The organism is Chloroflexus sp., assembly GCF_056331925.1.
This window is the reverse complement of record NZ_JBWGQH010000006.1, coordinates 67,580-91,532: the sequence shown is the minus strand read 5'-3', so window position 1 is coordinate 91,532 and position 23,953 is coordinate 67,580. Positions and strand designations below refer to the sequence as shown.

Genomic DNA, 23,953 nt, shown 5'->3' with positions numbered 1-23,953 from the left:
TCGCGACTTCCCCAGTCTCACGCCGACATGTACTGACGATTGGTAGGCACAAAGAGAGGCCGGACAACCCTTCGCGACTTCCCCAGTCTCACGCCGACATGTACTGACGATTGGTAGGCACAAAGAGAGGCCGGACAACCCTTCGCGACCTTCGCGTCTTTGCGTTTTTCGGTTTGTAACGTTTTTGTTACGCTACACCTTGTACACTTCTGCACAAGACTTACGCAAAACATTGTCGTGCTAACTCCTTGAATTTTCCAATGTTTTGGAGGACCTCGCTATGCACAAGCCGCACCATCTCTCCCACGCCGTCGTTGGTTTGTCAATTGCCCTCATCTCCCTCTTTCTATTACTGATAGCTGTACGTCTCTATCCGATGGCAAATCCAGATCCCATCCGTGTGGCTTGGCAGCGTGCGCTTAGCACCGGCACATACCGGTTTGAGGCATCGGCGACGATGATCGCCGATCCTGTCGCATCACCGGTGAATGCCGGTCGCCCTCCTGAGCGGCACGAGATGTATCTGCAAGGTACGGCCGATATACCGGATAAGACGACCGAATTGCACGTATGGTCGCAGGGCGGTAACGTTCAGACCGGTGATGGCAGTGTGATGCTGCGTGTTATCGCCGGGCAGACGTGGATGCGCCAAGGCGAAGGTGAGTGGGAGGAGTATAGCGGTCTTGGTGAAGTTTTTGCGCCCGGCGGTGATGTGTTGGGGTATCTAAATGCGGTGCGTGATGTACGTCTACTGGGCGAGGAGCAGAGAGCTGGGCACACAGTGACGCGCTATGCCTTCCAGATCGATGCGATGGCGCTCGAGCGCTACCTACGTGAACATCAGCAAGAAGCGTTGCGTCAGGCCAACCGATTACCGCCGGGGGTTGAGCTTCGCCCGGCTGCTGAGTATGACCGCTTGCGTGGCAGTGGTGAGGTTTGGATTAATGCTGATGGCTTGCCGGTGCGGCAGATACTGGATTTGGTTTTGCCGGCTACCGGCGATCGGTCAACGAGTCGTGCGCAGTTAACGATGGATTTTGCCGGTTTTGGGCCGCTGCCGTCGGCCTGGCCGTTGTTTTGGCAGCAGTGGTTGGGAACGTTGCACGATATAAGTGATGTGGCGCTACCGATAGTTGCAGCACTGCTGATGGGTTTGGGTGCTACCATTTTGCTGATCCGCTGGCGCGGTTCACGCCGGCTATCTGGTGTTTTAGCAGGCGTGTTAATTGTAACGCTGGTAGGTGGCCCATTGCTAACGGCGCAGCGGGTTGATGCGGCTCAAACTGAGTGGGCAGCCCAAATGGCCCGCCATCATCAAGCGCAAGCAGAGCTGGACCGTACTTCAGAAACGGAAACTACGTTGCCACCCGATGTAGCGGCGGCACGCTTGCTGGCCGATGTATGGTTAAGTGAAGTACGCGGCAATGCGACTACTGACAGCGATGGTGATGGCCTCAGCAATGCTCAAGAAGCGATCCTTGGCACCAATCCACAATTAGCCACCGATGGTCCCGCTCGCCTCACTACGCTCACGACGCAGGCCTCAACGGTGCTCAACAGCGCACCAGCGACTCTGGTTGATGATGGTCGTGATAGTGATGGTGATGGCTTAACCGACTTCCAAGAGCAGTTTCTCGGTACAAACCCTCTCGATAGCGATACCGATGCCGATGGCTTGAGTGACTTCGCCGAAGCGGTTGGTTTTTCGTATGCCGGTCGTGATTGGCGCCTCGACCCGTTGGCTCAAGATACCAATCGCGATGGCGTACTTGATAGTCTGGAAGTGGTTCGTAACGGAAATGTGCTGTACGCATACGATACCGATGCCGATGGTATTCCTGATGCTTTCGACTACGATAATGATAACGATGGTGTGCCCGATCGGATCGATCTCTCGCCAATGACCAATTCCTACTCGCAGGGGGTCTTCAGCAACAATCGAGCGATGTGGTTGCGCCTCGATAATCTAACCCCAAACCGGCTGGTAGCGGTAGATGTTCAAGTGCGCCCACAACAGGTAGGCCAACTCTGGTACGCTCAGAGTCGCTTCGATTGGCCCCATGACGGTGCCGGGCAGATCCAAGATCGCAATTGGACGACCGATGATGTACAGCTTCTCCCACTGCTGGAAATCACTATCCCGGGAAATTCTTTTTCTACGCTTCCGCCATATACTGACGATGGCAATGGCAATCTCTCCTCGCCCGTCCTCAGTGCGCAAGGGATCACGTTACGTCGATCTGACGCGAACACGATCGTCGCCTATGTCCCGCTCAGTCTTGTAACCGATAGTCAGACCGGCGAACGAGTAGCCTTTTCGGGGCGGATGTGGTATCAAGGGTCATCGTCATGGGGTAATGCCCATCGGTTGCGGCTAATCTGGGCGGTACAGATGAAAAACGATGTGGATGGGTTTGATAAATCTGCCATTATCCATGTCTACGACAACACTAATTGGTTTCTGACCGGGATGCAAATTCGCGAAGAGCATGGCGTGAGCGGCGTGTTGCTGGTGGCCGACCCGCAGGTGCAGGGTGACGCAGTCGCCCGCGATGATGCGCTCTTGGCCTTGATCAACGGTCTCAACCAGAGCTTTATGCGCGCCCGTGGTGATCTATCACCGGCAGCTATCGCCAACCGCTTTCACCGTCTGAGTAATGGCAGTGTATCAAGTGAAGCGCGTTGGAATCTACCGAATATCTTTCTCGCTAGTGCCTACACCCACGACGATACGCTTAGCCTGGCTCGCAACTCGACGACGCTCAACCGTAACTTGCTAGGGCAAATACCGGTGTCTGATCAGCCTCTCCTCTTGCACGCCCGTAGTGAGACATTCCGCGCACTCAATTTCGATAGTCTTGGTAGTAATGCCTCATGGTCGGATACTATCTTGATAATGAATCTTGCTACCGGTGGTCAGAATCCGGTCTACCTTCAAACCATGAATTACCTTAGCCTAACCGGCTATGAGTTTTCTGGTGATTGGCGGACGTTGTCGCCAGAGCAGACAATGCAGCGCTTTATTGATCGTCATAGGGGGCAGACCAGTACTGATGAAGAGACACGCGAAGGTCAGCTTGTCGTGTTGCGTAACTATCTTGGAGTACTAATCCAAGGCGTGATGGCTCTTGTCGCCAATGGCGAGCAGCGCCCGCTCGCTGATTTTGCCAGCCCTGATGCATCATTGGCGCAGATCAACACTGCTTTAGCTACCCAAGGGGCAGGTGCGCTCAAGCATGCTCTTGCAGTCCTAGGATCGGCCCAAGGGTCGGATACAAATAGGGTGTTGAAGATGATCGGCGGTGTGGTGAAGGGCTTGGCGATTAGCGCAGCACGGGGTGGAGGGGCAGCATGGTCGGTTGCCAGCCAATTTGTGACCAGTTTCAAGGCCAAGGCCGGTGATGCGATTCGCGGCGCAATCATCGGCGCGTTGGTGGCCGGCTTGATCTTGGCAACGACGGCGCAATTAGGCCAGATTTCACCGGAACTGAACCGCTGGTTGATGTCCGGTGGAATGGAATTGGTGGCGCACGTTACGTCATCGGTAGCGACTATTGTTAAGAACGGCATTGATCTGATCCTGATTGCCAAATTCGGTTTACAAAAGATCACAGCGGCTTCAGCAGCGTTCACGATCTTTGTCGGTGCGGTGTTGGTCGTAGCTACTGTTGGCTTAGCTATCTACGAAGCGGTCGCCAACCAGTTGTCGGGTGTCGCACTCGCGCAATTGATTATCACTACTGTATTACAAGTGGCATGGATCGTTCTCCTCACCGCTCTTACCTTTATTCCCAAGGTCGGCCTTATCATTGTGGCCGTCATTACCATCATCGATGCGCTACTGTCGGTGATCCTCTCGCTGATATTGGGTCGAGCAACAACATTCTCGACATGGCTTTTCCAACAGATCGCCCGCTTTATCGTTGATGAGTCGCGCTACTTGACCGTGCGTCCAACGGTAGATAGCACCAATTTAGGATTGATCAATCCGGCAGCAGGCATGACCGCATGGAACCCCCTCCGCTTCAGTGCGACCGTCTACCCGAATCTGGCGTGGAATCCGAACCGGATCGGCAATCGTTGGTTTGGCAACCCGTGGAATGACTGGCAGGCCCGTCAGCGGGTTTCTGGTGAGGTATCGCTCGCCACCTCAGAACAGAGTCTCCACGTCTCGCCTGGTTGGCCACCGATCCAAGATTCGTATCCGCGTTCGGTTGATTTTTCCTTCCCGGCAGGGATCAACCGCTCAACGTCACTCTGGATGAACACTGCCTTCAATCTGCCGTATAAGCGCTGTATTTTCGTATGGTGCGGCGCGTATGACGACGTGCAGCGCTACAATTCTCGCCTGGCCGATAGTTTGGTCTTCGATATCTTACCGGCCACCCTCGACGAGTTTGTCAGTATGGATTGGGGAGGAAGTGTTCCGTTTCCGTCATTGCCCGATCGCGATCTTGACGGTCTCCACCGCGATGTCGATCCGAATGACAGTACATGGGATACCGACGGTGATCGGCTGAGCGATGCGTTTGAGCTGCGGCGCGCTCGTGAAGGTATGCGCTTGAATCTGCGCACGGCCGATACCGATACCGATGGTTTGAGCGATTTGGAAGAAGTGCGTTGGGGTACCGATCCCACTCGTCCTGATACCGACGGCGATGGCTTGGGCGATGCACTTGAGGTGAAAGGTCAATTGGTAACGGTGAGTGGACGGCCGTTGTTGATCCGTACTAGCCCGCTAGCGACCGATTCGCGGGGTTATGGCTTGTCTGATGCCGTTTGGTTGACACAGGGTGATGCGGTAGCAGTGCGTTCGCGCGTCGGTGCCTGGCCGCTTGTTTCATCGTTTGCCGATTCGGCTGGAGGACGAGCCTTCGACTGCGTTGCCGGAGCCTGTCCTACTCCCACTACGACGATTGGCGGTAGAACCGGCACTGAATTCAACGGTCATCAGTTTCTGGTAATTAGTGATGAACGTTTCCGCATGGCGGATGAGATGAGTTTCACAGTCTGGATCTATCCTACCGCATTTACCAACGGCATCTTGATCAATCGTGAGGGCGAGTACGAAGTAGCGCGCTTCCCTGATGGCACCATCCAGTGGGCTTTTGCCAACGCCAATCCCGGCTGGGCGTGGATCAACACCGGCGCGGTGGCGCCGCTCAATCAGTGGACGCATGTGGCGGTGACGTACAACCGCGGCGTGGTGACCACCTATCTCAACGGCGCGGCGGTGCATACTTACCACGGGGCGGGCGCGATCAGCGATGTCGATTGGTCGCAGAACGAGCTGCGGTTGGGTGATCGCCAATATATACCACAGCGATTCGTCGGGGTTATGGCCCAAGCTCGCTTGTTCAATCGGGCATTACCGGCGAGTGAGGTTATGACGCAGATGAATTTGGCGGCGTTGATGGCTACACCGCAGACGACGATCTCGAGTGAGCTGACTACATCACAAGCACCGATTGGTGTCTTCCCGACGGTTGATGATAGTACTCTGGTAGTGCGACCCGGTCAGGTGTTGACCTATACGGCTACCTTGCGTTATCTTTTGGCGAACGGTCGTCCACTACGTGGTGCGTTCTGGTTAAATCTGCCTGGAACAAGTTTGCCGGCTGAAACCTTCGAGCTGTTGCCGGGGCAAGAGCATAGCTTCGTCACCAATCTGACCATTCCGGCTGACGCACCGGAAGGACCATTTGTGATCGATGCGATCACGCAATACAGTCTGGGTGGTAATCCAACCGCACGCTGGACGCCACCGGTGTTTGTTGAGCAGGCCGGGGCTGATGTGAGTGTGGCGGCGGTGGCCGCTGCTCCCAGTGCTGCTGCACCTTACGCATTGGTCGTCTCTCGTGGTGGTCAGGTGCAGTTCTTTACCGCGCAACCCAACAACTTGCCGACACCGCTCAACGTAGCCGCCGGAACGCAGCCGTCAGTCGCTTGTCTGAGCGGAGCGTGTCTGGTGGCGTGGCAAGATGGTGGAGTCGTCCGGGTTACTCGTGTGGTCGGTAGTACTGTTGCCACACCGCTGACTCTCGGTAACGGGATAATGCCGGTAGTGGCGAGTAATGGTACCAGTTTTGCCGTTGTTTGGCTTGACAACGGTACCTTGCACGCTCGGCGGATCGCTGCCGATGGGACGTTGAGCGGTGCGACATTAGTGCTCGATCCTAATCTTCAGGCTGGGAGTGCAGTGACAGTGGTTGCCGCCGGTACCAATTATCTCGTTGCATATGAACGTGGGTCGGCGACGCAGCGCGATATTTGGTTGGTGCGCTTCGATGAGACTGGGGCAGGTATACCGACGTCAATAACTGCCACTCCCGCCGATGAGACCAAACCGGCGTTGGCCTATAGTACTGCTTTCGGACGCGCCTTGCTGGTCTATCTGCGCGATAGCTCGGTAGTTGGCCGTCTGCTGGTCGGCACGACGGCGCTCACTGAGGTGGTACTGCTCTCGGATGGTGCGGTTAATCTCATCAATCCAACAGTGGCTGCTGCCAACGATCACTTTGTGGTCGCTGCCGGGGCGCGGATTGCTGAGCGCGGTCATCTTCTCTATCAGGCGGTTGACGGGCAGAATCGGTTGTTGGGCAGCCCGCAACGCTTTGCGTGGCTGGTTGATGCGCCATCCGGTGTCGGTGGCGCATTAGCCTGTGCCGCCGGCCAGCCGTGTGTTGTCGCACCGGCGGGCCTGAACGGTGGCGGTACACAGATCGGAACAATCCAGGCCGAACTGGTCGGCGAAGAGTCGGGGTTGTTGGATAACGGTACCTTACCTACTCCATTGCGGCTCATAGTTGACAGTACGCCTCCGGTTGCCTCGATACTCGCGCCGGTCAGTGATAGCTATGTGCCTGCCGCTAATGTGAACAGTGGTTTGGTGGCGAGCGGGGTGGTGAGCGATGCTAATCCGATTGAGCTGGTAGAAATAAGTCTCGACGGTGGTGTGTGGCAGACGGTGGACCCCGGAGCGACGTGGGCAGCGACAATTGATGTAAGCAGTCTATCGGAAGGTGCGCATACGCTGCGTGTGCGTGCTCGCGATGCCGCCGGCAATCAAGGTGCGCCGAGTGCATCGGTAACATTCCGTGTTGATCGCACACCGCCAACATTGACCTTGGTGCCTGATGTCCCATCGTTAATCGTGCGTCCGACCCTCGATGCCAATGGCGGTTGGGTTTTTCCCTTCGCCGGGACACTGAACGATGCCGCCAGTGGTAATGCGCAACTCACGCTTGAATTACTACCGGCTAGTGCTGATGCTGTGACCAGCCTAGCTCAAGCGGTGCCGGCAACCGGTAGCACATGGCAGCACAACTATCTTCTTGTCACCGGTGGCGGAGTTGATGGGCGGTTGACGCCGCCAACCGGGGTGTATACAGTGACGATGCGTGCTGCCGATCTGGCTGGGAATGTGCAAACGGTCGAACGACCAACCCTGCTCAGACTCGATGCGACGGCACCTACCATCGCGCTGGACACTAATCCCGGTGAGCAGATCACAACCTCTCTGACCTTAACCGGTGTGGTGACTGACACCGGTTCGGTGGCGAGCGGTGTACAAACGCTCGAGGCAGCATGGTGGCCGCTTGAGCAAGCCGATGCGCTGATCAACGCAGCAATCCGGCTATCGTTTGATGAACCAGATGGGAGTAAGGTGTTTGCTAATGCAGTTGATGGAGGGTTAATCGCTACCTGTAGCGGTGCGAATTGTCCCTCCGTGATCGCAAGTGGCCGCGTCGGGCAAGGAATTGCGCTCGGTGGCACTCAAACACTCACTATCACCGACCAACTTGGTGGTCTTAGTAGACTCAGTGTTGCGGCATGGGTTAATGGTAGTGGTCGGGTGTTCGAGCGAGGCCAGGCTGGTCAGCCCGGTTACGTCGAACTTACGACTACCGGTGCTCAACTACTTGGGAATAGCGGGTCTTGTTCGGCTACCTTCATGCTAGCCGGCACGGGTTGGCAACATCTCGCCTTGACCTACGATGGTTCCACCCTGGCCGTTTACGGTAATGGTGCGGTAGTGACAAGCATTCCTTGTGTTGCCGGTACATTACCTGCCGCCGAATCGCGACTGGGTGGGTTTGCCGGTCAGCTCGACGAGGTCTATCTCTACGACTATGCGCTTGCCGCTGACGAAGTTGCCCACGTGCGCGCAGCGGCGGATCAGAGCTGGCAGAACGTCACGCTCGCCACACCAGGTACCGCCGCTAGTACGTGGAGTCTGCCCGTCCCGAACACGCTCGACGGGATGTATGCGCTCGCCATACGCGCCACCGACGCGCTCGGCAATCGCACCGTTGATCCGACGGGGGTGATTGTCTGGCGGGGCATGGTCGATCTGCGCGCGCCGCAGGTCTCCATCACTGTGATGCAGCAGGGCAGCGGCGCGCTGGCGCGTACTACTATCACCTGCCAAGCCCGTGACATCAATCTCGCTAGCGCAACGCTGGTCTGCCCGCTCCCTAGCGGCACGATCCTCGAACAGACTGACACCCTCGTCTATTACCAGCCCCCGGTGTGGCGCCGGCTCAACGACGAGGTGCGGTTGCTGTACGGGCGCGATGTGACCTACGTGGTCAATGGCCATATCACCTATACCAACACCGCGACGGCCCAAGACACGCTGGGCCGCGCCGGCAGCGGTACGCCGCAGCCGGTCACGTCACCTGCGCCGGTGGTCGATCTGCTCGTCACCTCGCCAACCGGCAATATTTTCACGACACTTGGCACGATCACAATTGCCGGCAATGCGCGGGCCGATGCCGGTTTGAGCCGGGTGCGAGTATTGGTGAATAGCAGCTTGATCTTCGAGCAGATGTGGTCTGGCGAACTGACCGGCTCCTTCTCGACGACATGGATACCGCCGGCAGAGGGTCGGTATGCGTTGGAAGTGCAAGTCACCGATCAGAGCAATCGTCTCGCTACCCGCCAGATGACCCTTTTTGTTGATACGGCAGCGCCTACTGCACTCGGTTTTGCCACCGCGACCATAACCTCAGCCAATACCTTCAGCGATACGCTGGCGCTGCCGATTCAAGTGACCGATACCGGCGTGATCACGAATGTGCAAGCCTCGTTCGATGGTGTGACGTGGATCGATGCCGCTCCCGATCCGGCTATGAGCGGACGATGGTGGGTGCCGATCAACCAACCGTCTAACGATCTCGATAACCGGTTATTCACCATGAATCTGCGAGCGACTGATGCCGCCGGGCGAACGATCACCGCAACGGCACAGTCGATAACGGTCGACGTGCGTCCACCGGCAGCGCAGACGGTGACGTTGCGTGTGATCGGCGGCGCAACGTTGAACGAAGGCGATGCCGTGCGTGCTGCCGGCGCTGGTTTGCGGATGGAATGGGGGGCAGGCAGCGACAACGCCGGCCCGGTCACCTTCCGCGCCGGTTGGAGCACCGACCGCGAGCCGAATCTGGCCGCGCTTAGCGCGTATGGGGCTGGCCCCGGCAGCCACGATCTGCCTACGCCACCCGAAGGCAGCATCCTCTATGCGCATTTGGTACAGCAAGACGCCAACGGCAACCAACGCATGCAAACTTTCGGCCCGATCATTTACGATACGCCGCTCACGCCTGATGCTATTTCGCAAACCGGTTTCACCGCGCCGGAACGGACGGTTGCCACTGGCTGGCGCGAGGGAGCGTGTGCGTTGGTTGGTCAAAACAGCGCCTTGGCTCGCCGCACGAACGAACTGGCGGCGACTAATGCCGTGCAACGGCTCTATGTGAGTTGGGACAACCGGGCGCTACGCGTGGCATGGCGCGGCGCTATCTGGGGGGCAAGCGAGGATTTGTACCTCTACCTCGACACCGCTACCGGCGGCGCGCCGGCGGTCTATACGCAAGGGATGCCGGCCGGCCAGCCCGATCTGCGCTTCCCCGACGGTTTTGCCCCTGACTACCTGCTGCGGGTCGATGACGCGCAGACTATCAGTCTGTTGCGTTGGAATGGCGCGGCATGGGTAGCGATGAGCGGCGCATGGCAGGCGTGGGTTGACGCTGCCCAACCCGATCTGTTCGAGGCCTACCTGCCGTTTGCGGTGCTCAATATCACGAGCCCGGCCACGACGCAGGCGCGTATGCTTGCCTACGCCACCGAAGAAGACAGCCTGCGCACGTGGGCAGTGATGCCGGCCAACAATCCGCTCACCAGTCCGCGGGTGCTTAATAGCCGCAGCAGCGAAACGATCACCAATCAGATCGCGCTCACCAACGTGATCGCGTGGGCCAATCTTGGCCCCGGCCTGTGCCCCGGCGCAGGACAGGTCGTGGCTGATGTGCGGTTCCGTATCACGGCCACCCCGGTGGGATCGATCTACTCAATCTTCACCGACGAGCTGATCGACGCGCAGAGCCAGCTTCTCGACACCAACAACCACGTGGCGAGCACCCAGCTCGCCGAGATCGACAACTCCCATCCGCTGTTGTTTGAAGGGCAGACCATTACCTACACGATCCACTACGAAAATGTCGGGGAAGCGCCAGCCGAAAACGTACAGGCATGGATCGTCAACTGGGGGGCGCTGCGGCTGCCGGGAGGCAACCTTGTGATTGGATCGGGCGGGAACCCCTACTACGAACAGTTCATCACCTTGGGAACCATTGCCCCCAACACCAGCGGCACTGCCACCTTCACCGGCGTGGTCGATCGCCAGATTGCCCGCGACGCGGGTGAAGACGAAGACTGGGCCACGGTGGACATCTCCTTCCACGATGACACCACCGGTCTTGACGATGCGCTCGACTGGTTATTCGTTGACCATCCGGTTGACATCGCGCCGCCGGAGTATGTCGCGATCTACGATCCGGTCGCCTATGTGAAACCCGGTCTGGTCACGGTGTCCGGCGTGGCGTGGGACGAATCGGACGTGCCGCAGATTCAGATCGAGACGCGGGTGGGTACGGCTGCCCCCGCGATCACCACCTGCGCCGACCCCACCCCCGACGATGGCGAGTGGCAGTGTACGGTCAATATCAGTAATCCAGTCGATGACACAGCGGTGACGATGCGGGTGCGCGCCACCGATGCCGGCGGCCAAACTAGTGCCTGGAGTGATCCGGTTGATCTGGTTGTGGATGCTAATCTCCCCAATCTGATCTTGAGCGATGGCAGCGAAGCGCGCTTGGGAATGGGATCGGTGAGCGTGGGTACGTTACAACTTGAGGGTCGGGTGCAAGACGACCGTGCTGCGTGGGCAGTGGAAATCTGCGTCAACCAGCAGGATGGGCGCGGCTTCCAATGCGAAGAGGTGTGGGCTGACGAGAACGACAACTGGAGCTACGCCCTGCCTATCCGTGCGGGAGTGACGCAGGCGGCGCAGCAAGTGCGCCTGACGCCGATCGATCTCGCCGGCAATCGCGGCCCGGCCCGCCAATTCGACTACGTGATCGACACGGTTGCACCAACCGTCACCGGCGAGGTGCTAACGGCGACCGCACTCAATAGTGTTCAGCTCGGTGATGCTATGCCAACTGCTGTTGGTGGGCTGGTCGTTCCGGCATCTTCGTCATCGGTAGGGAGCATCTTGCTTGGCGGTACCTATGCTGATGAGGTGGGAGTCACCGGAATTACTGTGCGGATCGAACGACCCGATGGATTGGTCGAGAACGGAGCCGCCGATCTGCAAGGAGGCCAGTGGCGCTATACTGCATCGCTGAGTGTGCCCGGTGTGTATCGTATGTACATCACGGCGCGGGATGCAGCCGGCAACACCACCACCATCGGGCCACTGACGGCGAATGGGCCGAATCGGGTATGGGTACCGGTCATCTTCAAGTAGGACGCTCACGCAAAGGCGCAGAGGGGGCAAAGCGGGTAACGCAAAGGCGCAAAGGGCGCAAAGGGCGCGAAGGGCGCAAAGGCCCCGCACGCACACAGCGCCACCCGCAGGGGCACGGCATGCCGTGTTCCACGCCATGCCCCACGAAGGGCAAAAGTCGCGAAAGGTATTTTATTTCTCCCTCTCCCGCATCGTGGGAGAGGGGGCGGGGGGTGAGGGCCACTCCCGCCGACGAATATTAGCGGTATAGTTTGACATCCGGCACTATTCGTGGTAGGATGTTGCGGTGTGAGCGGGGGTGTAGCTCAGTTGGTAGAGCGCGACAATCGCACTGTCGAGGTCAGGGGTTCGAATCCCCTCACCTCCACCAAGTTCGGGGCCATAGCTCAGTTGGAAGAGCGCAACACTGGCAGTGTTGAGGTCAGGGGTTCGAATCCCCTTGGCTCCACCAAAATTCAACCGTCGCCTCAAAGGCGACGGTTTTCATTTCTGACCGGTATGTTTGTAGAGAACGGAAGGTAACAGCGTGACAACAGAGTCGTTGATCGCACTAATCGTGCATGGTGGAGCATGGGCAATCCCCGATGACCAGGTGGCGGCGCATATCGCCGGGTGCGAGGCGGCGCGAGCCGCTGGCTGGCAATGTTTGCAGCGTAGTGGCAGCGCGCTCGAAGCGGTTGAGGCGGCGGTGCGAGTGATGGAAGATGATCCGATCTTCGATGCCGGCACCGGTTCGGTACTCAATAGCGCCGGTATAGTCGAACTTGACGCTGCGGTGATGGATGCGCACACCCTTCGTTATGGTGCTGTGGCCGGGGTGCGCCAGATTCGCAACCCGATCACGTTGGCCCGCCACGTGCTCAACGGTCCGGCGACGATGTTGGTTGGTCCCGGTGCGGAAGCGTTTGCCGTGTCTGTTGGAATGACGCTGTGTGCCAATGAAGAGCTGATTGTTGAGCGTGAGCGACGTTTGTGGTTAGAGTGGCAAGCCAAGGGTGCGCCTCCTCCCTCTGCGACCGATGCGCACGATACGGTGGGTGCGATTGCGCTCGATCGGGCTGGAAATCTGGTCGCCGCTAATTCGACCGGTGGTACGCCATTTAAGCTGCCGGGTCGGGTTGGTGATACGCCGCTTATTGGATGTGGACTATACGCGACGCCGGTAGGTGCTGCCGTTTGCACCGGCTGGGGTGAATCAATTACGCGGGTGGCGCTGGCCCGGCGAGTGGTTGAGTTGCTGGAAGCCGGAATTGCTCCCCAAGAGGCTGCTGAGCGTGGTATTCGCTTGCTCGGTGAGTTGGTACCTGATGGACGCGGTGGCGTTATCGTCTTGACACCGGACGGTTCGGTGGGTTTGGCGTGGAATACACCGCGTATGGCCCATGCGTATATCGATGGGCGCGGTGTTGCTCACTCAGGGGTATAAGCCATCTTGGGTGGAGCAGGTGTGGCGATTGATGTAGGCGGCGGAGTCGTGCGTTGAGTCGCTCCACCGCCTTGTGTCTCCTTAACCATTCGCATACGGTAACGGTGGTGTATGTTATGAGAACCACCACCAGAGCAGGCCAATCAGACCGATCAGCCAGATCCCGATCACTATCATAGCACCGATGCGACTGACCGGCTTCCCTTGTTCGTCTAGGGTTGCTGCTTGTTGGCGGGCTGAACGTATCACCTCGGACGGGATAAGTTTGAGTGCGAGCCAGATACCGAGTGGGGTTAGGATGAAATCGTCTAGATACCCCAGCACCGGTATGAAATCAGGAATAAGATCGATGGGACTGAAGGTATAGGCTACTACCAGGGCAAGCAGCACTTTGGTGTACCAGGGTACTCGCGGATCGCGTAGAGCAATGTACAGTGTGTAGGCTTCGCGCTTAAGCGTGTGGATGTGGCGTTTGAGGGTTGTTAGCATACGTTGACCAAGTATTGCATGATGTCGGCTGCATTATAGCCTACACCAACGCTCAATCGCACGGTGCCAATCGGATTCGGCACTGGTCCAATCTGACCAACCACCCAACGTTGGCCAGTTGGACAGGTGATACGTCTGGTTGCGCCAGGCCGAGATCAATGCCGCCGCTACTGCAGGTCGTTCGGCGAGCAAGAAATGCATCAATGCCCAAGCTGCCGGGTAGTCAAACGTCCCATACTGGTCATAGCCGGTACGTAACGCCACCAGATCGGCGAGAGCCGGCTTTAGCGGTTGCGCACAGATAGTCGCCAGATGACGCGGATGCGGCTGAAGTGGCGCGTCGGGTTTGGTTTGTGCGGCCAATACTTCAGCAAATCCTTCATCGAACCAGCCCTTCGGTTCGGCGTGGTAGCCGGGCGTGTGCCACTGGCCGGGAAAGAGATAGGCTGCTGTGACTGCATGGGCTACTTCGTGGCGGAGCGTCTCGGCGAGTGTATTCGCAGTCTGACCATCACGACGCCGGTAGCTGTAGAGAGTGTTCTGCTGCACGTCGTAAATGCCATCGACATCAACGGTGAAGGAGGTAAAGGCGCGCATGTAGTCACGATATGCAGCTTGACCGGGGAAGATTAGCACCTGTAATGGGAGATGTTCTTCGCCGGGGATTGGCATTTCTCCCACCGAACCCAGTAAGCGACGAGCCTGTGCATATGTTGTAGCCACGATCGCTAACAGTTCATCGCCATCGCTCGCCTCGGCAGGACCGGTGCGCAGCACGACTGTTGCACTTTCGCGTTGCAACGGTAGGGCAAGGTGTTCGTATGCTATGCGCAAGGCATTGAGCCGTGGCGCCGTCGCAGTTTCGCCGGCCAATCGGTCGGCAGCGCGTGCTAATGCAGCCCGTGCCGTCAGCGTCGTTGGCGTACTCTCAAGGAAGGTTAACAGGGCGGCTCCACGTGGATCGCCGCTATCGGTAGCTACGTGCAACGGCGGCTCGTGGGCCAGCGCTTCCTCCACAAGCTGTAACCAATCTGTCCGTGCTGTCAATTGGTCGTCGCGCAAGAAACTAATCGCTTCAGCGGCAGCGGTGCGTACACCGGGATCGGCGCTGCGCAGTGCCGCCACGATGAAACGCTGCGAATCATCGCGCAATGGTCCGTATTCAGCAGCGATGAGTCGAGCACGAGCACGGGCGGCGCGGTAACGCAACGCCGGCGCATACTCGCCACCGAGGGCAATCAGTTCGAGTGCCGGCGCTGCTGCCCAGCTTGGATAGTAGTGGCTGTCGAGCAGCCAGACCGCATCTTGCAACAGAAAATTGTCGCGTTCGCGTTCAAGGAGGGTGAGCGCCGTCATCTGCACCATCGGCTGCTGCTGCACCATCAACTCACGAGCACGTGTAACCGGCCAACTTTCGGCCAAGCGGCCCAAAATGCGTAGTGCATTGCGGCGGGTACGGGTGTCGAAGGTCGGCTCAACAGCAATCGCGAGTAACTCCTGCACGTATACCGGCTCGATGCGGGGGCGAAGTGCTACCGCGATCTGCTCGGTGCAATCATAGCCAGCCTGTGGCAACAACGCGAACAGTGCGTCGACATTGGCCACAGTGGGCTGTGGGCACGCCGGCAGGCGGATTGGTGGTGGATAAGCCGGGGCAACCGCCAGTGGTAACCGCGAACCGGACGGAATGAGCAGGATCAGAACAACGAACCCGACGATCAGGTACCGCATGCGCGTCGTCCACGTTGTCTCTGCGTTTACCGTAATACAAACCGTCATGAAAATCGGCTTGATATAGCATAACGTACATGTACAATCCTGCAACGAGTTATTCTCGTCTCTCGTCTTCCTTTGTGGAATTGGTTATTGGAGGGTAAGGGCGTGAGCGTGCAAAGGCGCAACGGGGCTTGAAGAGCCACTAACGTACAAAGCATCATATCACACCTTCACACCTCCTGCAACTCTCAGCGACGCTTAGCACCTTTGCGTTACCTACTCTTCCACAACACACACCGCACGCCGATAATCGAGGGTAACCCGCCGAAAGCGACTAAGTAACCGATTACCGGCATTCGCACGCCCCGGGCGGCCAAGGTCACCGTAGTGAGTAGCCGGAACATCAACCGCAACGCCATCAAGATGAAACGGTCCAATCTGCAGATCGACGGCCATACCAAGCACCACGGGCGTTGTCGTAGTGAAACCATGACCGGTGGTAGCAGGTGTAGTTTGCACATCAAGTCCAAGAGTCGCTGCGAGATCTGGGCTGAGGGTAAGGGCACTGTTTGATCCGGTATCGAGGGTAAGGAGTAGCTCGGCGGTATGCGGTGCAGTGACGCGGGCATGTATCGCCGGGAAGTGCTCGAAGAAAAGGAGAGGGAGGGACACTCCGCGCGGTCCGGGTGGTGAAGGAGGAAGGTCGGAGTGGCATAAGCGCAGTGTTTGTCGCCTGTAATCAATGGTCAGGTTGAGTTGATGCAAAACATTGTATCCGAGCACAACGTCTACCGGGAATGGCGCGTGGCTAAGGTCAACGGCCATCAGGTAAAGATGCCGCAGGGTCAATGCGCCGATCCGCAACCACGGCAACACCGTCTCGGTAAAGGGAACGGCATCGGATGCCGCATCAGAACCGAGAGCAAAATCGCCGATACGTAAGTCAAGGCGGCGCGCCAACGTCAGATCGATAGCCGAAGGATCGGTGCCGGTATCAATCAAGACATGCAACGGTCGTCCGCCGGGACCGGCAGCATGGCAGCGTACCACTTGCGGTTGCCAAAGCAGTGGTACTTCGGTCATTCCGTTAGCCGGAAAATGCAGCTCTGTTCGATCATCAAGCATACTGTTCCGCCGCAGCGTCATTGGTGCGCGTCGCTGATCGATACAGTTCGAGCGCACGCAAGCGTTGAGTAGCGTGATCGACTACCGGCGCCGGATAGTCACGCCCAATCTGAACGCCAGCCCGGACCTGTTCGGCCGGTGGCATCTTGTGAGGTTCGTGAATGTAGCGCGTTGGCACACCGGCAAGTTCCGGCACATAACGCCGCACGTATGCACCATCAGGATCAAATTTTTGCCCTTGGCTGACCGGGTTAAAGATACGGAAGTAGGGTTGAGCATCGGTACCGGTGCCGGCAGCCCACTGCCAACCACCGTTATTTGCCGCCGGGTCGCCGTCGATCAGCAGGTGCATAAAGTGGCGTTCACCCCATCGCCAGTCGATAAGCAAGTCTTTGGTGAGGAACGAGGCAACGATCATGCGCGCTCGATTGTGCATCCACCCTTCTTGTCGCAGTTGACGCATCGCTGCATCAACAATCGGATAACCGGTTCGACCCTGCTGCCACGCAGCAAACAGGGTAGGATCGTTGGGCCACACAATCCGGTCATAGACCGGCTTAAAGCTACCGCGTAGGGCATGAGGAAAATGGTAAAGCACCTGTATATAGAACTCACGCCAGATCAACTCGCCGATCCAACTCTCTGGCCCCGGACCGGATGGTGCGGCACGTGCTGCAACTACACACTGACGCGGTGAGAGCATCCCAAACCGAAGATAGGGTGAGAGGCGAGACGTACCGGCGATAGCCATAAGGTCACGTGCGGTGGCGTAGTTTGCAATAGCGTTATGGATGAAGTGTTCGAGTGCGGTCCGTGCTGCTATTTCGCCGGCAGCAAAGCGGGGCACACTCGTCGGCGCGGTAGGCAAGAGATCGTTCAGAGCGGGAAGGGGATCACTCGCCGGCAACGGGATAGCCGTTAGCTCAGGAACACCTTGCACCCGCACCGGTTCGCTCTCGAGGCGTGCGCGCCAGCGTTTGGCGTAAGGCGTATAGACCGTATACGGCTGACCGGCGGCAGTCACCACCTCGTTCATCTCAAAGATAACCGTGTCTTTATAACTCTCGGCGCGGTAGCCGGCAGCACGCAGTTCACGCTTAATTGTACTATCACGTTGGACAGCGTATGGTGTATAGTCACGGTTCCACGTCACCCCGTGGGCACCGCTCTCTCGCAACAGCGCCATCAGCGTAGCGAGAGGCTCGCCGCGTCGCAACACCAAATGCAGTCCCAACGAACGCAACTCGCCATCAAGCGCAGTCAAACTATCGAGCAAAAATTGAGTACGTACCGGGCTAGCAAAGCGCCCGCCCAGAATAGTATCATCGAAGATAAAGACTGGAATCACCGCCCCTCCGCTCGCATCGGCAGCGGCCAGCAGCGCCGTATTATCGTGTAGGCGCAAATCGCGCCGGAACCAGTGAATGAGCATAGCCGGTGTGAGTTGACAAAGTTAAGACATCTGCTTGGTGCAAACGCAAACTATTCTCATTATACGAGAATTCTTGAAGGTTGAGCTGCCGTGTCCCCTGCCCCATCCGTCGCATCCGTCCCCTAATCCCCATCCGTGCGCATCCGTTGCATCCGTCACATCTGTGAAAATCCGTGTCCCCTCCCATCCGTACCCCCCATCCGTCCACTTTACGAACACGCCTTATTCAATGGTATAATCAGCCCAGATGCGTACACCTGTGCGAAACGATGGTGAAAGGAAAGGCATGAGCGCCGAGCGGCTAGTGAATCCTCATTCTGATAGCGACGACCAACAGATAGAGAAGAGCCTGCGTCCACGCACGCTCAGCGAATTCATCGGCCAAGAAAAGGTTGTCGAGCAGTTACGGATTGCGATTGCTGCTGCTCGGGGTCGCAACGAGGCACTCGATCACACCCTCTTTTACGGTCCACCGGGTTTAGGCAAGACATCGTTAGCCAACGTGGTGGCAAATGAGATGGGGGCCAAAATCAAGATTACCAGTGGACCGGCGATTGAGCGAGCCGGTGATTTAGCCGCGATCTTAACCAATTTGCAGCCGAACGATGTCTTGTTTATCGATGAAGTGCATCGCCTTAACCGAGCCGTAGAAGAGGTACTCTACCCGGCAATGGAAGATTTCGCGCTCGATCTGGTAGTTGGTAAAGGTCCTGGTGCGCGAAGTTTGCGGCTCAACTTACCCCGTTTCACCGTGATCGGCGCTACCACCCGGTTGGCACTGCTCACCTCGCCACTCCGTGATCGCTTCGTTGCAGTACATCGGTTGGTATTTTATTCGGATGCAGCCATGAGCGAGATCGTCAGTCGTTCGGCGCGTATTTTGGGGGTACCGATTAGCCCAGAAGGGGCCCGTGAAATTGGCCGACGTGCGCGTGGTACACCGCGGATCGCCAACCGGATACTGCGCCGGGTACGTGATTATGCGCAAGTGGTTGCCAATGGTGAAATTACATTGACGGTGGCTCGTGAGGCATTGGCTAAATTAGAGATTGACGAGTTGGGCCTCGATGAAAATGATCGTCGCCTACTGCGTGCAATTATTGAGTTGTTCAATGGAGGACCGGTTGGGCTGAACACGCTGGCCGCAGCGTTGGCCGAAGAAGTAGACGCGATTGAAGATGTGTATGAGCCGTTCTTGTTGCAGCTTGGCTTCTTGCAGCGCACACCACGCGGGCGTGTGGCAACTCGTCGTGCCTATGAGCATCTGGGATTGCCCTTCCCCGAACGTTCGCTGCCACTTGAAGATGAGAGTGGGCCACAACAGGGTACGTTGTTTTAGTCTATGATGCGCCTATCAATTGCGATCATCGCCCGCGATGAAGCGGCGTATATCGCTGGCTGTCTGCGCAGTATCGCCGGTCTCAGTGACGACGTGGTTGTCATTGTCGATGCACAGACCCGCGATGAGACGGCGGCAATTGCCGCTACGCACGGCGCACAGGTGTGGATCGAACCGTGGCGTGGGTTCAGTGCGCAACGAAATTTAGCGTTGCAACGCTGTCGCGGTGAATGGGTCCTCTTCATCGATGCCGATGAGCGATTAACGCCGCAGTTGTTCGTCGAGCTGGCGACCCTGGTGTATCGCAATCCGCCTGACACCATCGCTGGCTACCGTATTCCACGGTACAACCTCTTTTTCGGTCGGCGCTTACGGGGAGGTGGTTGGTACCCCGATTATCAACTGCGCCTGCTTCGACGCGATGCAACCCGATATGATGAGCGGGTACGCGTTCACGAAGTAGCAACGCTGACCGGTGCGGTTGCGGAGTTGCACGGTCATCTGCTCCATCTCAATATCGAGCGGTTCGATGAGTTGTGGCAGAAACAAGCACGCTATGCGTGGGCCGAGGCTACCATGCTCTACTGTAACGGACGACGAATGCGGCTGCGGAATCTGATCGGTGCACCAGTCCGTGAGTTTATCCGCCGCTATCTACAACTCGGTGGCTGGCGTGATGGTTGGTTGGGATTGTTCCTCTGCGCAACCCTGGCGTGGTATGAAGTCGTGAAGTTCTGTATGCTGCGCGGGTTGCAGGAACACCAAGGCGCTAAGACGTAATGTGTCGATGATAAAGTAAAAAAACAGCAAATTCGTAACACATTTCTGATCGCCAAACGTTATCAAAATATCTTTGCGCCTTCGCGTGTTTATATCCAAACAAAGGATACGGTTATGAATCCGATTGCTGATGCGTTAGCGCAGCGCCCGCTGCTGATCCTCGACGGCGCGCTAGCGACCGAACTCGAACGGCGCGGTTGTGATCTGGCCGATCCGCTCTGGTCGGCGAAAGTGTTGATCGAGAACCCGACCCTGATCCAAGCCGTGCATGCCGATTATTTCGCTGCCGGGGCTGACGTTGCGATCACGGCTAGTTATCAAGCGACCATCCCCGGCTTTATGGCGCGTGGGTTGGATGAAGCAGAAGCCATCGCCCTCTTGCAGCAATCAGTTGCCCTAGCATGCGCTGCGCGCGATGCCTTCTGGGCTGATCCGGCCAACCGCGTAGGACGCATCCGCCCGCTTGTAGCGGCGTCGATTGGTCCCTACGGCGCGTATCTGCACGATGGCTCGGAATACCATGGTAACTACGGCCTATCGGTTGATGAACTGATCGCCTTTCACCGGCCGCGGATGGCTGCCCTGGCTGCAGCCCAACCCGATCTGTTTGCCTGCGAGACGATTCCATGCCTCGATGAGGCACGGGCATTAGTCGCATTGTTACCGGAGTTTGCTCCGTTCACGGCGTGGATTAGTTTGAGTGCCCGCGATGGTGTGCATACCGCACAGGGTGAGCCGGTAGCCGAGGTTGCCGCCGAAATTGCTGCTCACCCACAAGTCGCCGCGATTGGTATTAACTGCACAGCGCCGCGTTTTATCCCCGATCTGATACGGGCAATCCGGTCGGTGACGACCAAGCCGATCGTAGTCTACCCCAACTCCGGCGAGGTCTACGATCCGGTTGGACAATGCTGGATCGGCACGACCGAGATCGACGATTTTGCCGCCCAAGCGCGGCAATGGTACGCAGCCGGGGTACGGCTGATCGGTGGTTGTTGTCGGACGACTCCCGATCATATTCGAGCTGTTGCAGCCTGGGCTGCTCGCGAGGTACAGCATGGTTGAAGCATGGCCGTTCGATCCGTTTGTTATCCCGACACCGAACGTCTTGCGGGTGAGTGCCTACCCACTGCACGGCGCACCGGTATTCCACGTCGATCTCGCCCACTATCACGATGAAGTCTCGCTCAAGCTGGCATTGCTCAAAACGCACCTCTCGTATTACGTGCAAGCGTATCCCGACAGCCTATCGGCACAGTGGGAATTGTTGGAATGGGGCGTGGGTGAGCTGGCCCGTAGCTATCCGCAGTGGTTTGTCATGCGGCGGAGCGGTAATGAAATCTATTGGGAAAATCGCTTGCTCGGTCAGACGGCGACGATCAAGCTAAACGGTGATCTCGAACTATGGCCGATAGATTGGCTTGGTCGACAGGTGCAAGAGGATCTCTTGCTTATGGCAGTCGATGAGTTGTCCGGTCATCCCCTGATTGCCGGTCAGCTCTGTTTTCCCAATCGCTGGTGCATCGGCGATAAAATGGGATTACCGCTGGCAGCCATTCATGGACCGGTACCCGGTTTTCGTGAACAGATCGCCTATTCGACGAATCAGCTTGTTGCCCGCTTGCTGCCACAGCGGCCGGTTTGGCGGCGTAATTGGTCACTCGTTGTCTTGCCCGACCTTGACCTCTCGCCCCGGTTGGGGTCGCTCGACGAACAGAAAGCAGCGATTACTGCCGAAAATGCCGGTGAGCGCGTCTTCTACCGCGTCGAACGACAAACGCTCGTGCGTCTCAACCGCCATCCGTCGGTCTTATTCACGGTGCATACGTATGTTGCCCCCTTAGCCCGGTTAGCCGCGAATCCCCGCTGGGCTGCGGCCCTAGCCGCGCTCTTGCAACAAGTTGAGCCGGACATGCTCGCCTACAAGGGGATTACGTCTTACCTCCAGCCGTTACTCGCCTATTTGCACCAGAGCGCTGAACGTGGCTGAAGTATGCTATCATACGCCGTAGCGACGAGAGCGGAGGCATAACACATGGCAGACGAACAAGGACAACGACCAACCGGGAGCGTTCAGCGTGACCAGTCTCGTCAGGGAGGATCCTCACGCACCGAACGGTTGCAGGCGACATCAACCACTTCCAAGTGGCGACCGTCCCAACAAAGTGGTACTACAACTATCAATTCTGCCAATATTTGGCAGACACTGCCACGTTGGTTGCAGCAGCGCGGTTGGATCTATCTGTTGATATTGGTGGTCTTGTTGGCGCTGTTCTTCGTGATCGTGTTATGGCTGCTCCGTGGTGACCAGCGAAACGCACCGTTAGGCACGCAGCTCCCAACAGCTATCACCCTCCCAACCGCAGACGCGGGTAGTTTGCCCGGTAACGAAGCAAATACAACCGCGCAACCTGCCCCTACGCCGGCACCACGCTTTTTTGTGGTTGTCAACACCGGTAATCAGGGACTATTCTTGCGACCGCAACCCAATCGGAACGATCCGCCGATTACAACCTTACCCGAAGGTACGCGCCTCGAACAGATCGGAGAAGATGTTCCCGGCAGTGATTATGTTTGGCGACCGGTGCGCACTCCTGATGGATTAGAAGGTTATGTTGCGGTCGATTTTCTGGCTCCAGAACCGTAATCGGCGCCTCATCACGTTCCTCGTTCTTTAGCCGCGGCCAGATCGGGCGCGGCGATGGATAAAAAGAGATCAACGAGATGAGGATCAAAGTGCTTACCGGCTTGATCGCGAATGTACTGGTAGGCCTGTTCACGTGACCAAGCTTTGCGATAGGGTCGGTCATTGGTTAGCGCATCCCAAACATCTACCAGTGCGAAGATACGGGCGGCGAGGGGTATTTCTTCGCCGCGTAATCCACGCGGGTAGCCGGTACCGTCCCACTTCTCATGATGGCAATATGGAATATCGAGGGCCGGGCGTAAAAAGGCAATCGGTGAAAGTAGCTCGTAGGCGTAGGTGGTATGACGACGCATGATCTCCCACTCTTCGGCGGTGAGCGGGCCGGGTTTGTGCAAGATTGAATCGGGAACACCAATCTTGCCAATATCATGCAACATTGCACCGCGCCACATGTTGATCTGTTCTTCGGGGGGAATGTTGAGCGCCTTGGCTACCGCGATGGTAAGTTGCGCAACACGCTGTGAATGCCCTTCCGTCTCTTTATCACGAAGATCGAGCGCACGTGACCACCCGATCAGGGTCTGGTCATACGCTTCGGCCAGTGCTTGCGCTGCCTGCTTGGCCTGCTCGGTAAGTTGGCGTTCTTGGGCAGCAGCACGCTCCCGCTCTTCGATGAGACGCCGATAGCGGTTGATCCGTTGCATTGTGCGCACACGTAAGCGCAACTCACTGAGTTCCACCGGCTTTGCAAGGAATTCGTCCGCACCGGCGTTCATCCCCTCCAACCGCGATTTGCGATCATCGAGCGCAGTAATCATAATAATCGGCACCTCGGCGGTCTGCGGATCGTCGCGTAGCATGCGGCAGACGGTAAACCCATCGAGGTCCGGCATCATGACATCAAGGAGAATAAGATCGGGGAGTTCTTCATGAGCAGCGGCAATACCGAGCTGACCAGAAGCGGCGGTGCGGACCGCACACCGTTCGCGTTTGAGTAAATCGCTAAGAATGTCCCGAATGTTGGGGTCGTCATCAATGACGAGCACGTTATAGGTTGGATTCTGCATATCTATCGTGCTTTCTGGTTCATGCCCCTGGGTTATGGGTGGCTCAATTTTATCACGATACACTGTCTGTGTGCAGGGATTGGCTTGACCAATCCTTTAGCCGGCGCTATGATTTCAGTT

General features: G+C 57.5%; 12 protein-coding genes and 2 tRNA genes. 9 read left to right on the top strand and 5 right to left on the bottom strand.

The features are described from left to right. Positions 1–280 precede the first annotated feature (280 nt). The 4 genes from AC01ZF_RS04945 (at position 281) to AC01ZF_RS04930 (ending at position 13,238) form a co-directional block, all read left to right on the top strand. The gene (locus tag AC01ZF_RS04945; protein WP_476575171.1) at positions 281–11,812 is read left to right on the top strand and encodes a LamG-like jellyroll fold domain-containing protein; all 11,532 of its coding nucleotides are present in this window, start codon (positions 281–283) and stop codon (positions 11,810–11,812) included. 294 nt (positions 11,813–12,106) lie between these two features. Next, a tRNA-Ala gene (locus tag AC01ZF_RS04940) sits at positions 12,107–12,182 on the top strand. Between the two features lie 5 nt (positions 12,183–12,187). After that, a tRNA-Ala gene (locus AC01ZF_RS04935) sits at positions 12,188–12,263 on the top strand. Positions 12,264–12,338: 75 nt separating this feature from the next. After that, positions 12,339–13,238, top strand: a complete 900-nt coding sequence (locus tag AC01ZF_RS04930) for an isoaspartyl peptidase/L-asparaginase family protein (RefSeq protein ID WP_424676566.1) — start codon at positions 12,339–12,341, stop codon at positions 13,236–13,238. 114 nt (positions 13,239–13,352) lie between these two features. On the opposite strand, the gene AC01ZF_RS04925 is transcribed toward AC01ZF_RS04930, so the two are convergent. The 4 genes from AC01ZF_RS04925 to AC01ZF_RS04910 form a co-directional block, all read right to left on the bottom strand. Continuing rightward, positions 13,353–13,727 carry a YkvA family protein gene (locus tag AC01ZF_RS04925; RefSeq protein ID WP_424676567.1) on the bottom strand — a complete coding sequence of 125 codons (375 nt, stop codon included), beginning with the start codon at positions 13,725–13,727 and terminating at the stop codon, positions 13,353–13,355. A 33-nt stretch (positions 13,728–13,760) separates the two neighbouring features. Next, complete coding sequence (locus AC01ZF_RS04920) at positions 13,761–15,506, bottom strand: collagenase (RefSeq protein ID WP_476575170.1); 1,746 nt, start codon at positions 15,504–15,506, stop codon at positions 13,761–13,763. 213 nt (positions 15,507–15,719) lie between these two features. Continuing rightward, the gene (locus AC01ZF_RS04915) at positions 15,720–16,568 is read right to left on the bottom strand and encodes an aspartyl protease family protein (protein WP_424676569.1); all 849 of its coding nucleotides are present in this window, start codon (positions 16,566–16,568) and stop codon (positions 15,720–15,722) included. Continuing rightward, positions 16,561–18,000, bottom strand: coding sequence for a cryptochrome/photolyase family protein (locus tag AC01ZF_RS04910; RefSeq protein ID WP_424676570.1), 1,440 nt, complete (start codon positions 17,998–18,000; stop codon positions 16,561–16,563). The genes AC01ZF_RS04915 and AC01ZF_RS04910 overlap by 8 nt, the downstream gene beginning before the upstream one ends. Positions 18,001–18,286: 286 nt before the next feature. Here AC01ZF_RS04910 and ruvB point away from each other — a divergent pair, with 286 nt between their 5' ends. From ruvB to AC01ZF_RS04885, 5 genes are all read left to right on the top strand, one after another. Further along, a complete protein-coding gene (ruvB, locus tag AC01ZF_RS04905) occupies positions 18,287–19,339 on the top strand; it encodes a Holliday junction branch migration DNA helicase RuvB (RefSeq protein ID WP_424676571.1) in 1,053 nt (350 codons plus the stop codon). Between the two features lie 3 nt (positions 19,340–19,342). Then, positions 19,343–20,119, top strand: a complete 777-nt coding sequence (locus tag AC01ZF_RS04900; protein WP_424676572.1) for a glycosyltransferase family 2 protein — start codon at positions 19,343–19,345, stop codon at positions 20,117–20,119. Positions 20,120–20,233: 114 nt separating this feature from the next. Further along, entirely contained in the window at positions 20,234–21,184 is a 951-nt protein-coding gene (mmuM, locus tag AC01ZF_RS04895) for a homocysteine S-methyltransferase (RefSeq protein ID WP_476575169.1), read from the top strand. Then, the gene (locus tag AC01ZF_RS04890; RefSeq protein ID WP_424676574.1) at positions 21,177–22,109 is read left to right on the top strand and encodes a heme-dependent oxidative N-demethylase family protein; all 933 of its coding nucleotides are present in this window, start codon (positions 21,177–21,179) and stop codon (positions 22,107–22,109) included. Before mmuM ends, AC01ZF_RS04890 begins: the two co-directional genes overlap by 8 nt. Positions 22,110–22,154: 45 nt before the next feature. Further along, on the top strand, positions 22,155–22,766 hold the full coding sequence (locus AC01ZF_RS04885; RefSeq protein ID WP_424676575.1) for an SH3 domain-containing protein: 612 nt from the start codon (positions 22,155–22,157) through the stop codon (positions 22,764–22,766). Between the two features lie 11 nt (positions 22,767–22,777). Here AC01ZF_RS04885 and AC01ZF_RS04880 read toward each other — a convergent pair whose 3' ends face one another. Continuing rightward, entirely contained in the window at positions 22,778–23,833 is a 1,056-nt protein-coding gene (locus AC01ZF_RS04880) for an HD domain-containing phosphohydrolase (protein ID WP_424676576.1), read from the bottom strand. Positions 23,834–23,953: the final 120 nt, after the last annotated feature.